The sequence below is a fragment of the Amnibacterium kyonggiense genome (assembly GCF_004364555.1).
Taxonomy (GTDB): domain Bacteria; phylum Actinomycetota; class Actinomycetes; order Actinomycetales; family Microbacteriaceae; genus Amnibacterium; species Amnibacterium kyonggiense.
Genome location: NZ_SOAM01000001.1, coordinates 169,165 through 182,795, shown reverse-complemented (window position 1 = coordinate 182,795; position 13,631 = coordinate 169,165). Strand labels below are relative to the sequence as shown.

Annotated in this window: 17 protein-coding genes; 8 read left to right on the top strand and 9 right to left on the bottom strand. The window is 73.2% G+C overall.

Features of this window, described 5'->3' with window-relative positions; all coding sequences use genetic code 11:
* Nucleotides 1-28 precede the first annotated feature (28 nt).
* On the bottom strand, nucleotides 29-250 hold the full coding sequence (locus CLV52_RS01040) for a YozE family protein (RefSeq protein ID WP_133764041.1): 222 nt from the start codon (nucleotides 248-250) through the stop codon (nucleotides 29-31).
* A 57-nt stretch (nucleotides 251-307) separates the two neighbouring features.
* Here CLV52_RS01040 and CLV52_RS01035 point away from each other — a divergent pair, with 57 nt between their 5' ends.
* The 3 genes from CLV52_RS01035 to CLV52_RS01025 are packed head-to-tail and all read left to right on the top strand — an operon-like array spanning nucleotide 308 to nucleotide 3,004.
* On the top strand, nucleotides 308-742 hold the full coding sequence (locus CLV52_RS01035) for a nitroreductase family deazaflavin-dependent oxidoreductase (protein WP_133764039.1): 435 nt from the start codon (nucleotides 308-310) through the stop codon (nucleotides 740-742).
* Between the two features lie 46 nt (nucleotides 743-788).
* Nucleotides 789-2,015, top strand: coding sequence for a glycosyltransferase family 4 protein (locus CLV52_RS01030; protein WP_133764037.1), 1,227 nt, complete (start codon nucleotides 789-791; stop codon nucleotides 2,013-2,015).
* Nucleotides 2,015-3,004, top strand: a complete 990-nt coding sequence (locus tag CLV52_RS01025) for a glycosyltransferase family 9 protein (RefSeq protein ID WP_133764035.1) — start codon at nucleotides 2,015-2,017, stop codon at nucleotides 3,002-3,004. Before CLV52_RS01030 ends, CLV52_RS01025 begins: the two co-directional genes overlap by 1 nt.
* Before the next feature lie 15 nt (nucleotides 3,005-3,019).
* Here CLV52_RS01025 and CLV52_RS01020 read toward each other — a convergent pair whose 3' ends face one another.
* The 4 genes from CLV52_RS01020 to upp form a co-directional block, all read right to left on the bottom strand.
* On the bottom strand, nucleotides 3,020-4,147 hold the full coding sequence (locus CLV52_RS01020) for an LCP family protein (RefSeq protein ID WP_133764033.1): 1,128 nt from the start codon (nucleotides 4,145-4,147) through the stop codon (nucleotides 3,020-3,022).
* A 246-nt stretch (nucleotides 4,148-4,393) separates the two neighbouring features.
* A complete protein-coding gene (locus tag CLV52_RS01015; RefSeq protein WP_133764031.1) occupies nucleotides 4,394-5,800 on the bottom strand; it encodes a cryptochrome/photolyase family protein in 1,407 nt (468 codons plus the stop codon).
* Nucleotides 5,801-6,486: 686 nt separating this feature from the next.
* The gene (locus tag CLV52_RS01010; RefSeq protein ID WP_133764030.1) at nucleotides 6,487-7,149 is read right to left on the bottom strand and encodes a winged helix-turn-helix domain-containing protein; all 663 of its coding nucleotides are present in this window, start codon (nucleotides 7,147-7,149) and stop codon (nucleotides 6,487-6,489) included.
* Between the two features lie 309 nt (nucleotides 7,150-7,458).
* Nucleotides 7,459-8,097, bottom strand: a complete 639-nt coding sequence (gene upp, locus CLV52_RS01005) for a uracil phosphoribosyltransferase (protein WP_133764028.1) — start codon at nucleotides 8,095-8,097, stop codon at nucleotides 7,459-7,461.
* Between the two features lie 34 nt (nucleotides 8,098-8,131).
* Here upp and CLV52_RS01000 point away from each other — a divergent pair, with 34 nt between their 5' ends.
* Nucleotides 8,132-8,620 (top strand): nucleoside deaminase, encoded by a 489-nt coding sequence (locus CLV52_RS01000; RefSeq protein WP_281276039.1) that lies wholly within the window; start codon nucleotides 8,132-8,134, stop codon nucleotides 8,618-8,620.
* Here the strand turns inward: CLV52_RS01000 and CLV52_RS00995 are convergent.
* Nucleotides 8,601-8,897, bottom strand: coding sequence for a hypothetical protein (locus CLV52_RS00995; protein ID WP_133764026.1), 297 nt, complete (start codon nucleotides 8,895-8,897; stop codon nucleotides 8,601-8,603). The two genes, CLV52_RS01000 and CLV52_RS00995, sit on opposite strands and share 20 nt — an antisense overlap.
* A gap of 116 nt (nucleotides 8,898-9,013) precedes the next feature.
* On the opposite strand from CLV52_RS00995, the gene CLV52_RS00990 reads away from it, so the two are divergent.
* The 3 genes from CLV52_RS00990 to CLV52_RS00980 all read left to right on the top strand — a co-directional run bounded on the left by CLV52_RS00990 (nucleotide 9,014) and on the right by CLV52_RS00980 (nucleotide 9,899).
* Nucleotides 9,014-9,439: an ArsR/SmtB family transcription factor gene (locus CLV52_RS00990; protein ID WP_133764024.1), complete on the top strand. Its 426-nt coding sequence runs from the start codon at nucleotides 9,014-9,016 to the stop codon at nucleotides 9,437-9,439.
* A gap of 58 nt (nucleotides 9,440-9,497) precedes the next feature.
* Complete coding sequence (locus CLV52_RS00985; protein WP_133764022.1) at nucleotides 9,498-9,698, top strand: helix-turn-helix domain-containing protein; 201 nt, start codon at nucleotides 9,498-9,500, stop codon at nucleotides 9,696-9,698.
* Between the two features lie 102 nt (nucleotides 9,699-9,800).
* On the top strand, nucleotides 9,801-9,899 hold the full coding sequence (locus CLV52_RS00980; RefSeq protein WP_003792170.1) for a 30S ribosomal protein bS22: 99 nt from the start codon (nucleotides 9,801-9,803) through the stop codon (nucleotides 9,897-9,899).
* Between the two features lie 47 nt (nucleotides 9,900-9,946).
* On the opposite strand, the gene CLV52_RS00975 is transcribed toward CLV52_RS00980, so the two are convergent.
* A complete protein-coding gene (locus CLV52_RS00975; protein ID WP_133764021.1) occupies nucleotides 9,947-10,693 on the bottom strand; it encodes an HAD family hydrolase in 747 nt (248 codons plus the stop codon).
* An 86-nt stretch (nucleotides 10,694-10,779) separates the two neighbouring features.
* Between CLV52_RS00975 and CLV52_RS00970 the strand changes: the two genes are divergently transcribed.
* Nucleotides 10,780-11,049 carry a glutaredoxin family protein gene (locus CLV52_RS00970; protein ID WP_133765771.1) on the top strand — a complete coding sequence of 90 codons (270 nt, stop codon included), beginning with the start codon at nucleotides 10,780-10,782 and terminating at the stop codon, nucleotides 11,047-11,049.
* A 2-nt stretch (nucleotides 11,050-11,051) separates the two neighbouring features.
* Here the strand turns inward: CLV52_RS00970 and CLV52_RS00965 are convergent, their stop codons facing one another.
* A complete protein-coding gene (locus tag CLV52_RS00965) occupies nucleotides 11,052-12,179 on the bottom strand; it encodes an AI-2E family transporter (RefSeq protein ID WP_246017864.1) in 1,128 nt (375 codons plus the stop codon).
* A gap of 76 nt (nucleotides 12,180-12,255) precedes the next feature.
* A complete protein-coding gene (aspS, locus tag CLV52_RS00960; protein ID WP_246018018.1) occupies nucleotides 12,256-13,551 on the bottom strand; it encodes an aspartate--tRNA(Asn) ligase in 1,296 nt (431 codons plus the stop codon).
* Nucleotides 13,552-13,631: the final 80 nt, after the last annotated feature.

Genomic DNA, 13,631 nt, shown 5'->3' with positions numbered 1-13,631 from the left:
CGCGTCTATATAACGCGCCTATGCATTGTCAGGAGGCGGAGGGCTCCGGATGCGCGGCGAACTCCTCCCACGCCCGCTCGAAGACGGTCCGCAGCGCGGGGAGCGCGGTCTCGAAGTAGCCGTCGTAGATCGCCTTGCCGCCAGACTCGGGGAAGTCGGTCAGGTGCGCGACCTCCTTCGCGAACGCCGCGACCTCGTCGCCGCGGTCCTGCTGCTCGGAGAGCCATTCGGGGAAGGTGAGGGTCGCCATGCCCGCAGTCTTCCGGCCCGGTTTGCGCGGCGCCTGAGCGGCGCGGAGGATCGTCCCATGCCGTTGACGGGTGAGTACGAGCCGAGCACCGAGCAGTGGGCCAGGGATCAGGCGGAGCGCTTCGAGGCGTCGGGCGGTGCGGAGGCGAACACGCTCCGCGGCCGGCCGATCATCGTGCTCACGTCCGTGGGTGCGAAGAGCGGGAAGCTGCGCAAGACGGCGCTCATGCGGGTCGAGCACGAGGGCCGCTATGCGGTCGTCGCGTCGAAGGGCGGGGCGCCGTCGCACCCCACCTGGTACTGGAACCTCGTGCGCAACCCGCACGTCGAGCTGCAGGACGGGCCGGTCAAGCGCGACTACGACGCGCGGATCGTCACCGGCGAGGAGCGGGCGGCCTGGTGGGAGCGCGCCGTGGAGGCCTGGCCGGACTACGCGGGCTACCAGACGAAGACGGACCGGGAGATCCCGGTCTTCGTGCTCGAGCCGCGCTGAGGCCGCTCCCCGACGACGTCGAGGCTGCCCGCATTACCGTGCGGGCATGCGCTCCCGCCTCCGCCCCCGCGTCCCGCGACGCGACGCCGACGGGGGCCCGCGGGTGCTACTCGTCTGCGGGCGGCTCGACCCCGAGCACGACGGGGTGGGCGACTACGTGGCGCGGCTCGCAGCTGGGCTGCGGTCCCGCGGCGCGGCGGTGCGGATCCTCCACGTCGGCGCTCCGAGCGGAACCGCAGGGGCGCGACGAGTCGGTCGCGTCTGGGGGCCGACCGCGCTGCTGCGCGCGGCCGGGGCGAGCCGGGGCGCGGACGTGGTGCACGTGCAGTTCGCGCCGTCGATGTACCGGTTCCGGCCGTGGATCGGCGCGCTGCCGCTCGCGACGCGCGGCCGCGCGGTCGTGACGACGCTCCACGAGTACGGCTGGTGGCGGTGGGAGCGCCTGCTGCCGGCGGCCGTTTGGGAGCGCCTGGAATCGGCGCGCATCGCGGACCGCGAGACGGCGCTGCTCGTGCCCGGCAGCCGCGCCGTCGTCACGACGAACGCGGGGCACGGGTCCGTACTGCAGGAGCGCTTCGCCGGCGGTCCCCTCCGGACGACGATCCCGATCGGCGCGAACGTCGAGGTCGACGCCGAGCTCGATCGCGCCGACGCCCGGGACCGCGTCCGCACCGAGCTCGGCATCCCCGCTGCGGCGACCGTCGTCGCCTTCTTCGGCTTCGTCCACCCCGTGAAGGGGCTGCGCTACCTGGCGGAGGCGCTCGCCCAGCTGTCCGCCGAGGGGCGGGAGGTCCACGCGATCGCGATCGGCGGTGTCGAGTCGCTCGCGCTGCCCGGCGCAGAGGCGACGGCGTTCGAGGCCGAGCTCCGCGGCCAGATCGCCGCCGCCGGCGCGGCCGAGCGCCTGCACCTGACCGGCTTCGCCGCACCCCGTGAAGTGTCACGCCTGCTCGCCGCCGCGGACGCGGGCGTCCTGCCGTTCACGCACGGGGTGACGCCGAAGAGCGGCTCCCTGCTCACCCTCCTGGCCCACGGGCTGCCGACCGTCGTGACCGCGGGGGAGGGCACCGCGCCCGACCTGGTCGACGGGGACCGCGTCGTCGTCGTGGATCGCGTCCGGGACGGCGCCGCGCTCGCGGCGGGGATCCGCCGGGTCATCGACCGGCCCGAGCTCGCCGCCGAGATCGCGGCCCGCGGCCGCGCCTGGTCCGAGGAGCACGACTGGTCGGTGATCGCCGACCGCCACCTCGAGCTCTACGAGCGGGTCGCCTGATGCGGATCGTGCTCGTCGACACGATGGGCGGCCTGGGCGACCTGGTGCTCGCGCTGCCGCTCGTCGAGGCCCTGCAGCGCTCGCACCCGGGCGCCGAGCTCGCCGTGGTCACGACGGCCCCGTGGCACGTCCTGCTCGCCCGCGATCCCGGCATCGCCGAGGTCGTGCCGGTGCCGGGGCGGGACGCGGAGACGATCAGCGCGACGGTCGAGTCGGCGCTGCGGCGCATCCGGCCGGATCTCGCCGTCACCACGAACCGGCAGCACGGCCTGCCCGAGCTGCTCGAGCGCTGGTCGGCGCGCGCGATCACGAACCTCTGGCGGAGCCCGCCGGCGAACGAGCCGGTCGACCTGCGGATGCTGCGGCTGCTGGCGGAGGACGGCGCGATCGACGCCGCTCTCGCGCGCGTCCCGCCGCGCATCGTGCTGGACGACGACGAGCGCGCGGCCGGCCGGGAGCTCCTCCGCGCCCTCGCGCCGGTCCGCCCCCTCCTGCTCCTGCCCGACTCCGGCATGCCGGTGAAGCGGTGGCCGCTCGATTCGTGGAGCGGCGTGGTCCGGGCGGCCGCGGCCGACGGCGCGCAGCCGGTCGTCGTGTCGGAGGTGGTGGAGCAGCGGGAGGCCCTGCACGCCGCGGGAGCCGCCGTCGCGCCGGCCCTCGGCCTCCGCGAGCTCGCCGGGCTCTTCGCCGCGGCGGGCGAGGTCGGGGGACGCGCGACCGGCGGCGACACCGGGCCGGTCCGCGTGGCGGCGGCCGCCGGGCTGCCCGTCGTCGGCCTCTTCGGACCGACCGTCGCGACCCGCTACGGCTACCGCGGCCCGGGCGCGGTGAACCTGCAGGGCTACCCGGAGTGCCCCGTCCGCACGCCGACCGCGATCACCGAGCAGGCGTGCTGGTGGACCGCCCGCTGCCCGCTCACGCCGACGGGGCGCCCACGGTGCACCGAGGACATCCGAGTGCGCGACGTCCTCGCCGCGCTCGCCGCCTGACCGGCGCGGACCGCGTCAGTCCGTCTTGGCGATCGAGCAGGTCTGCTGCGCGGCCGTCTGGCCGCGGAGGCCCGCGATGACGTCGGGGTCGGCCTTCGCGGTCGCGCTGCCGCTCGGGGACGGCGACTTCGTCGACGAGGCCGCCTTGTCGCCCTTCGCCTTCTCGAGCTTGGTGCTCAGGCCGAGCGCGTCCTTGTCGAGCCCGATCGCCTGGTCCTTCTGGACGCGGTCGATGAGCGCCGTCGCCAGCGCGGTCGACGGGATGACCTTGGCGGTGTCGTTCGGGTCCTCCGCCGTCGGGTACTGCACGAAGACCATGTGGTCGAGGCCGACGGACTTCACCGCGAGCGCCATCTGCACCATGGTGTCCGGGTTCGCGAGCGACTCCGACAGCGTGATGCTGTCGGCCGCGGCGCTCGCCAGCCCGTACAGCTTCGTCGGGTCGGCGAGGGTGCCGGCGGAGGTCATCTTCCGCATGAGCGAGGACATGTAGGCCTGCTGTGACGCGATGCGCGACAGGTCGCTGCCGTCGCCGACCCCGTGGCGGCTGCGCAGGTAGGCGAGCGCCTGGCGGCCCTTGACCACCGTGACGCCCTTCTTCAGCTTGAGGCCGGAGTCCGTGTCGTCGACCGCCTTGTTCACGCAGATCGGGACACCGCCGACGGCGTCGGCCATCTTGACGGTGCCGTCGAACGAGAACAGCGCGGCGTAGGGGATGTTCAGGCCCGTGAGGTTCTCGACGGTCCCGACGACGCAGCCGAGGCCGCCGCGGGAGAAGGCGGTGTTGAGCGGCTGCGCGGACATCGCGGAGTAGACCGCGCCGGTCTTCGGGTCCGTGCACTGCGGGTGGGCGATGACGAGGTCGCGGGGGAGGCTGACGACGGTCGCCTTGTCGTGGTCGGCGGAGACGTGGATCAGGATGTTGACGTCGTTGAGGGTGCCCTCGCGCTTCGCGCCGAAGTGCTTCTGCCCGGGGGCGTTGTCCGCGCCGACCAGCAGGACGTTGAACGCGCCGTTCAGCGCCGCGATGCTCGGGATCTTCCCGTCACCGAGCGAGACCGCGTTGTGCTTGAACTTCGCCGTCAGATGCCAGACGCCGTACGCCGCGACGGACACGGAGCTGATCGCGATCACCGACACCATCACGAGCAGGGTGCGGGCGATGCCTCCCCAGATCGACCGAGGGCGACCGACCGCATGCCGGGCGGCGGCTCGGGTGGCGTCGTGCAACGGGGCGTCTCCCTCACGAGTGTCGTCCTGGCGGCGTCACGCGGAGCGCGACCTGATCGGGGCACTGTAGGCACCCGTTCGCGTGCCACGGCGGAGGCGCACCGGCGCGCCCTTCCGCTGCACGGATGAGCGTGCCATCGGTGCTTGACAGCGGGCGCCTCAGTCGCGCATGCGCTGGTACGCGTCGAGCGCCTCCTGCCGGGACCGCTTCAAGTCGACGATCGGGGCCGGGTAGTCGACCCCGTCGACGGTCCACGGCTCGTGGCGGCCCTTCGCGTCGAGGTCCGCGAGCTCGGGCACCCACCGGGCGATGTACTCACCGGCCGGGTCGAACTTCTGCGACTGCAGGACCGGGTTGAAGACCCGGAAGAACGGCGCCGCGTCGGCCCCGGACCCGGCGACCCACTGCCACTGCGCCGTGTTGTTGGCCGGATCGGCGTCGACGAGCGTGTCCCAGAACCACTGCTCGCCGAGCCGCCAGTCGTACCGGAGGTTCTTCACGAGGAACGAGGCCACGACCATCCGCACCCGGTTGTGCATCCAGCCCGTCGTCCAGAGCTGCCGCATGCCGGCATCGACGAGCGGGATGCCGGTCCGCCCGCGCTGCCACGCGTGCAGCACGCGGTCGTCGACGTCCGCCCAGGGGAACGCGTCGAACTCTCGGTGCACGTTGACCGTGTCGAGGTGCGGGTGGGACTCGAGCAGGTCGTAGTCGAACTCGCGCCAGCCGAGCTCGGTCAGGAACTTCGTCCGGATGTCCGCGGGGGCGTCCGCGTTCTGCACCCGGTGCCACAGCTGGTACGGGCTGATCTCCCCGAACTTCAGGTGCGGGGAGAGCCGCGAGCTCGCCTCGGCGGCGGGCAGGTCGCGCTCGTCCGCGTAGCGGGCGAGGCGGTGGGCGACGAAGTCGTCCACGCGGCGGTGCGCACCCTTCTCGCCCGGCGTCCACTCCTCGCCGAGGCCGCCGGCCCAGTCGGGATGCGTCGGCAGCAGGCCGAGCGCATCGAGGTCCTCCGTGTGGACGCTCCCCTCCCATCCGTCGATGGAGGCGGGCGCGGGCAGCGGCTCCCTGGGCTGCCCGGCGGCGGTCAGCGCGCGGAAGAAGGGGGTGAAGACGGCGAAGCGCTCGCCGCTGCCGTTCAGCACCTCGCCCGGTTCGTGCAGGAGCGAGCCGGTGTGCTCGGACACCTCGACCCCGAGGCCCTCCGCGGCTCGGCGGACGCGGTGGTCCTCCTCCTGCTCGCCGTGCGAGTAGCGGCGGTTCATCGCGAGGAGTCCGGCGCCCGTCCGCCGCAGCACCGCCTCGACCTCCGCGGCGCCGTCGCCGTGCCGGAGGACGAGCCGGGAGCCGCGCTTCCGGAGCGACGCGTCGAGCGCGGCGAGGCTGTGGTGCAGCCACCATCGGCTCGCACCGCCGAGGGCGCGCGAGCCGCCGCCGGAGTCGTCGAGCACGTAGACCGGCAGCACCGGGCGTCCCGAGTCGACCGCGGCGCGGAGCGCGGGGTTGTCCGAGACGCGCAGGTCGTCCCGGAACCAGACGACGGCCGGTGCGTCCGAGGAGGTCATGGCCGGACGGTAGCGACACGCGCTGCGCGGCCCGCACAGCGAATGCGCGGCTTTCCCCTGGACTTCGGGGGCGCACCGGGGGACAAACCCGCCGGGTGAGCGCTCCCACCGGGGGACAAGGCGAGGGCCGGGGCGACACCCTCTGCCTATGCTCCCCGCACGCGCCGCACCCACGGCGCGACCGCACGGAACACCGACCGGCCACCCGGGTCGAGCCCGCACCCAGGGGCTCGACGGCCGAGCAGGAGCCGAACGGATCGGGGGAGACGTGCTCCCGGGTTCCGAGCCCCGGGCGCCCCGATCAGCCCGATGCCCCCGGTGCCCCGACGCCGGGGGCATCGGCCGCCCGGCCCTCGATCGGCACCCCGTGGCGTGCAAAGGGCCGGTCGCAGAGGCGGCGACCGGCCCTCATCCCTTGCACCAAGAGTGTCCTGCAATCACACACGCCGTCCGCCACAGCAAACGTTCGACGCGGGAAGAACGTATAACGGTCCGGTAACGGTGCGCTACTGCTGTCGGCGTGTCGGAGCCGGGGAAATCCTGAGAACCGTCCGCAGATCCGCTGCGGACCACGGGAACCCGCCCGAAGGCCTCTTGCGGATCCGATCGGCGCTCACCGTGGCTGAGCCGGGCGCTCCGCGCCCCTGTCGTCACCACGCCGAGCGCGAACCGGCGCGGCGATGGACTCAGAAGCGGTCGGGGGAGGGGCCCTCGCCGTAGCGGATGACGACGTCCGCGTGGCGGTCGAAGCGGTAGCCGCCGCCGCGAACCGTCCGCACGACGTCGCCGTAGTCGCCGAGCTTCGCGCGCAGCCGGCGCACGTGCACGTCGATGGTGCGCTCGTTCGGGACGTCCTGCTCGGCGTCCGACCACAGCGCGCCGATGATCTCGGTCCGCGTGACGGTGCGCCCCTCGCGGAGGACCAGGAACTGGAGCAGCTCGAACTCGCGGTACGTGAGCGGCGCGGTCTCGCCGTCGATGCGGAGCTTCTTGCGGCCGAGGTCGAGCGTCAGTCCGGTGCGCCGCGGCTTCGTCTCGGGCTTCGGCGTCCCGGCCGGGGTGCGGTCGGCGAGGGCGCGGCGGACGATGTCCACGTCGCGGCCCCCGAGGCCGGCGGGTGCGAGGGCGACCGCGGCGTACGTCTCCGCGGAGGGTACGAGTTCGGCGGTGAGCGCGCGGAGCGCGTCGACGAGGGCGGGCAGGTCCACGCCCGCGGCGCGGGCCTTGGCCTCGTCGATCCCGACGTAGAGGGCGAAGCCGCGGACTTCGCTGCCGTCCGGCACGAGGCGCAGGGCGGGCGCCGGCGCGGCGGGAGCGGTGGGCAGGGTGGAGACGGTTGCGAGCGACATGGGAGTCGGAGGTCCTAACGGAGGAGGCCCGAGATGGACTCGAGGGCCTGGAGGTGAGGCTGCTGGAGGAGCGCGCACGAGAGCGGCGCGGTGCCCGGGCCCGAGAGGGGGCCGCGCGGGCGGACGTCTGCCGAGCGGTCAGCGACACATTCGGCGGCTGAGCATGCCGCACATCATCGACTTCGTCGCCTGACGGGCCGGAACGGCGGTCGTGCAGCGGAGGTCGGTTGACATGGCAGGCATCATCGCCCGCATCGGGCGACGTGTCAACCGACGTGCCGCGGGAGTGCCGTCAGCGTCGGGAGGAGCTCAGTCCGCGACGGTCCCGTACAGGCGGTCGCCGGCGTCGCCGAGGCCGGGGACGATGTAGCCCTTCTCGTTCAGCCGCTCGTCGAGCGCGCCGAGCACGATCGTGACGTCGCGACCCTCCGTCGCGCGCTCGACGGCGGCGAGTCCCTCCGGTGCGGCGATCAGGCAGATGGCCGTGACGTCGCGCGCGCCGCGTTCGAAGAGGAAGTCGATCGCGGCGAGGAGGCTGCCGCCGGTCGCGAGCATCGGGTCGAGCACGAAGCACTGCCGCGCCTCGAGGTCGGCGGGCAGGCGCTCGGCGTAGACGGTCGGCTCGAGCGTCTCCTCGTTCCGCACCATGCCGAGGAAGCCCACCTCCGCGGTCGGGATGAGCTTCACCATCCCCTCGAGCATCCCGAGGCCGGCGCGGAGGATCGGGACGACGAGCGGCAGCGGCGTGCTCAGCGCGAGGCCGGTCGTCCGCGACACCGGGGTGTCGACCTCCACCTGCTGCGTGCGCACCGTCCGGGTCGCCTCGTAGGCGAGCAGGGTCACGAGCTCCTCCGCCAGCGCGCGGAACGTCGGTGACGGCGTCGTGCGATCGCGCAGCACGGTGAGCTTGTGCGTGACGAGAGGGTGGTCGGCGACGTGCACGCGCATGCCTGAGAGGCTATCGGCGGCGAGGGGAGCGGTGATGGCCACGGACGCGGACGCGATGGGGCTGGCCCTCGCCGAGGCGGCGCTCGCCCCCGCGACGGGCGACGTGCCCGTCGGGGCCGTGGTGCTCGCCGCGGACGGCACCGTGCTGGGCCGCGGGCACAACCTGCGCGAGGCCCAGGGCGACCCGCTCGCCCACGCGGAGGTCGTCGCCCTCCGGGACGCGGCTCGGGCCGCCGGCGGATGGCGCCTCGACGGAGCGACGCTGGTCGTGACGCTGGAGCCGTGCGTGATGTGCGCGGGCGCGCTCCTCGCGGCTCGCGTGGGCCGGCTCGTCTACGGCGCCTGGGATGAGAAGGCAGGCGCGGTCGGGTCCGTGCTCGACGTGGTGCGGGACCGGCGACCGTCCACGGGTGTCGAGGTGGTCGCCGGCGTGCGCGCGGAGGAGGCGGCCGCGCTGCTGCGCGCGTTCTTCCTCGAGCGTCGGCCCGGTTCCGGGCCGGGCGTCACTCCATCGCGCGGATGACGATCGCCTCGGTCGGCGTCGCCTCGTCGGCGGCGACGTCCGGCTCGACGTGGACCGCGGCGCCGCCCGGCGCGAGGCGGGCGACCGTCAGCTGCACGTGCGCGATGACCGTGACGACCTCGGTGAGCGGCAGGAGCGGGGGCAGGCCGACCCGCACGACGACGATCGCGCGCTCGGTGTCGTCCTCGTGGGCCAGCCGGACGAGCGGGACCGTCCGCACGTTCTTGACCCGTCCGACCGCCTGCGCGATCGCCCGCTGCGTCTCGGATCCGCTCATGGAATGCACCTCCCGGGTGGCCGCCCACACTATGCCGCCCGCGTCCGAGGACCCCGGACGCGACGCATGCGCCGAGTGGCATGGTGCCGGACGCCGGGAGGGCATACGCTCCCCTCGTGGCGGACCTGTTCGACGTCATCGCTGACCCCACCAGGCGCGAGCTGCTGCGTGCGCTGCTGGCCCGGACGGAGTCGCCGGAGGGCGGCGGCGAGGCGAGCGTCGGCCAGCTGGTCAGCGAGCTGGGCCTCAGCCAGCCCACCGTGTCGAAGCACCTGAAGACGCTCCGCGAGTTCGCGATCGTGAGCGTCCGGGAGCAGGGGCAGCACCGCTACTACCGGCTGGAGCCGGCCAGCCTCGAACCGCTCGCCGAGTGGCTCGGCGCCTTCATCAAGCCCGCGGTCGCCGCCGGGCAGCCGGTGCACGAGGACGCGCAGGAGGTCGTGCGCCTCGCGCCCGTGTACCCGCTCGCCCCGAGGGCGCGGGGGGCCGCCGTCCGCATCGGCGCGACGGCCGCGGCCGTCGTCGGGCGGCTGCGGCACTGACGGCGACCTGCCAGGCGGGGGTCTGGACCCCCGACCGGGGGACACGTATCGTTGACGCGTGGTCGGTCTCGGTGATGCGCGCTTCCTGACGGTCGCCGAGGTGGCCGACATGATGCGGGTCTCGCGCATGACCGTCTATCGCCTCGTGCACTCCGGCGACCTCCCCGCGATCCGGTTCGGCCGGTCGTTCCGGGTGCCGGAGTCGGCGGTGCAGGCCGCGATGTCGGCGCACGTCGCTGACGTCTCCCGCTCCGCCTGATCGGGGCCGGTCGGCCGCCCCGCGGCGGTCGGCCTAGACTGTCGTGGCTCTTCCGCGCCCCTCGAGGCCGCGCGGGCGGCCTCACAACGTCAAGGAGACTCCATGGGCTCGGTCATCAAGAAGCGTCGCAAGCGGATGGCGAAGAAGAAGCACCGCAAGCTGCTGCGCAAGACGCGCCACCAGCGCCGCAACAAGAAGTAGGTCGTCGGGCGCGGTTCGACCGCGTTCCGCCGCAGCGCGAGGCGGCGTCACCGCGAGCGGGACGCCGCCTTCACGCGTTTCCGCTCCGCCCGGATGCTCGCGGGGTCGAGCTGCAGCACCCGCCAGCCCGCCTCGCTCGCGTGCTTCGCGAGCGCCCGGTCCGGGTTCACGGCGACCGCCGTGCCGACCGCGGAGAGCAGCGGCAGGTCGTTGCTCGAGTCGCTGTACGCGTAGCAGTCGGCCGGGTCGAGCCCGCGCGCGGCCATCAACGACTCCGCGGCCCGCGCCTTCTCCGCGCCGTGCATGGTGCCGGACGTGAAGCGGCCGGTGAACACGCCGCCCTCGATCTCCAGGCCGCTGCCGATGCCGCCGGTCGCGCCGAGGGATCGAGCGAGCTCCTCCGCGAGGAAGTCCGGCGTCGCCGAGATCAGGTGCACCTCGTGCCCCGCGTCGAGGTGGGCCTGCAGCAGCGCCTTCGTCTCCGGCCAGATGCGCGGCTGCATGGTGCCGACGACCTGCTCCGCGAGCGCGTGCAGGCGGTCGGCGCGCTGGCCGGCGAGGAGGCGCATGCCGCGCTCCCGCACCTGGTCGAGCACGGACATCTGCTCGCCGTGGCGGCGGAACGAGGCGGACTTCAGTCCGAACCGGACGAGGTCGCGCCATGAGACGATGCCGATCGAGCGCGCCGCCCGGGCGAGGAACAGCAGGCTCGCACCGTTGACGAGGGTCTTGTCGACGTCGAAGAACGCGGCCACCGGCAGTGGCGCTGCAGGGTCCGCCACGTCCTCGGTCATCGCCCCGTCATCCTAGGCTGGGGCGCCGCGGGCGGCACGGCGTCGGCGCATCGTGGCGCGGGGCGGGCGTGGGTAGCCTCGGACGCGTGCTGACCCCGTCCCTGACCCTGATCGGCAAGCCCGACTGCCACCTCTGCGACGAGGCGAAGGAGGTCGTGGCGCGGGTCGTCGGCGGCCTCGCGGCGGAGGGCGTGCCGGTGCACGTCGAGGAGCGCTCGATCCTCGATGAGCCCGACCTGGCCGTGCGCTGGCACGACGACATCCCGGTCGTCCTCATCGGCACGGCGCTCCACGACCGCTGGCGCGTCGACGCGGAGCGCCTCCGCACGGACCTCCTGGCCGCCGCCGACGCCTGACGTCAGCTGCCGTGCCCGGAGGCCTCGACGGCCTCCGCGGGCCGCTCATCGTCCTCCCGGCCCTTCGGGTACCAGGCCTTGATCGCCGTCCAGACGACGCTCGCGGTCGGCACCGACAGGATCGCGCCGATGATGCCGCCGAGGATCGTCCCGGCGGTCAGGGCGAGCAGGATCACGAGCGGGTGGAGCGACAGCGCCTTGCCCATGATGACGGGCTGCAGCAGGTTGCCCTCGAGCTGGTTCACCAGGACCACGATCCCGACGACGATCAGGGCGACGATCGGGCCCTTGAAGACGAGCGCGACGAGCGCGGCGAGGATGCCGGCGAGCGTCGCCCCGACGACCGGGATGAACGCCGTGACGAAGACGAACACGGAGAGCGTCAGCGCCAGCGGCACCTGCAGGATGAAGAGGCCGGCGCCGATGAAGACGCTGTCGACGAGTGCGACCGTCGCGGTGCCGCGGACGTAGGCCCCGAGCACGCCGACGCTGCGGTGGCCGATGCGCTCCGCGCGCGCGTGCGCCTCGGCGCGGAACGGGCTGATGAGGAACTCCCAGATCCGCTTCCCGTCACGGAGGAAGAAGAACATCACGAACACGACGAGCACGATCCCCGTCGCGAGGTTGCCGACGGTCGAGAGGCCGGCGAGCGCGCCCGATCCGAACGAGGCGCTCGTCACGAACTTGGTCACGCCGTCGACCGCCTGCTGCACCTGAGCCCCGGAGATCTGGATCCCGATGCCGGCGAGGAACTTCTCGAGCTGGTCGATGCCGTCGCTGACCGCCTTGGTGAGGTCGGACGCCTGCCCGGCGATCGAGAAGCCGACGAGCGTCAGGACCCCGGCGAGGACGCCCAGGACGACGACGAGCGTGATGAGCGCCGCGAGGGCCGAGGGCAGCTTCGCGCGCTCGAGCAGCCGCACCAGCGGGTGGAAGGCGCACGCCAGGATCAGTGCCACGAGGACCGCGATGACCACCGTCTTCAGCGCGAGACCCGCGTAGACGAGACCGATCGCGAGGGTGACGACGACGATCACCTGCAGGCAGCGCATGGCGAAGCGCCCGAACCCGTCCGACCAGAGGCGGGCGGCGACCGAGGGCGCTGCAGGGGCGTGCTGATCGTCGGTCATGCAAGCATCCTGACCGAGTCGGGCTGGGCTCCCCATGCCCAGAACGGGCGGACCCGCTGTGCGGCCGCCCGTCCGGTCAGGGCAGCAGGCGGTTCGGCCCGCGGAACAGGTACGTGGTCTCGCGGATGCTGGACCGCTCGAGCATGAGCATGAGCACGCGCGCGAGCCCCATCCCGAAGCCGCCGTGCGGAGGCACGCCGTACCGGAAGAACTCGAGGTAGGAGGAGAGCTCCTCCGGGTCCAGACCCTTGTCCGCGACCTGGTCGAGCAGCACGTCGATCCGGTGCTCGCGCTGCGCCCCGGTCGAGATCTCCGTGCCTCGGTAGACGAGGTCGTAGCTCTTCGTGAGCGTCGGGTCGTCCGCGTCGCGCATGTGGTAGAAGGGCCGGATCCCGGTCGCGTAGTCCGTGACGAACACGAAGTCGTGGCCGAACTCCTCCTTCACGTAGGCCGAGATCCGACGCTCGCCCTCCGGGTCGAGGTCGCCGTCCGCCCGCGGCACGACGTACCCGCGCTCGGCGACGATCTTCAGCGCCTCGGCGAGCGGGATGCGCGGGAAGGGAAGGGCGGGCACCTCGACGGTGATGCCGAACAGGCGCTCGATCTCCTCACCGTGCTTGTCGACCACGGCCTGGAAGCCCGCCACGAGGATCGCCTCGTGCATCGCCATGACGTCCTCGTGGCTGTCGATCCAGCTCATCTCGGCGTCGATGCTCGTGAACTCGGTCGCGTGCCGCGCCGTGAAGGACGGGTCGGCGCGGAACGCGTCGGCGATCTCGAAGATCCGGCCGAAGCCCGCCGCCTGCGCCATCTGCTTGAAGTGCTGGGGACTCTGCGACAGGTAGGCGGTCGTCTCGAAGTACGGCACCTGGAACAGCTCCGCGCGCGACTCCGACGGGCTGTTCATGAGCTTCGGCGTGTGGATCTCGATGAATCCGTGCTCGACCCACCACACGCGGAGCGCGTGCTCGAACGTGGTCTGGACCTTGAAGATCAGCGCGTTCGCCGGGTTGCGCAGGTCGAGGAAGCGGTGGTCGAGTCGCTTGTCGATGGAGGAGTCCGCGGCGATCGGCTGCTCCGGCAGGCTCGCCGACACCACGTCGAACGCGTCGACCTTGACCTCGATGCCCCCGAGCTTGACCCGCTCGTCGTGCTTCAGCTGGCCCTCGACGCGCACGAAGCTGCCGAGCGAGACGCCGGAGATCGCGAGCGAGATCGCGTCGTCGCCCTCCGGCCGCGGACGGACGAGCTGCACGGCGCCCGACTCGTCGCGGAGGACGAGGAACTGCACCTTCTTCTGATCCCGCACCGTCTCCACCCAGCCGGCGACGGCGACGGGGCCGTCCTCGAGTGCGGAGAGCTCGCTGATCAGGGTGCGGTTCACGGTGCGCCAGCCTACTTGCCGCGGAATGGTGCGGCTCGTGGTCTCGGCGCGGGCGCCCCGCGCCCGGG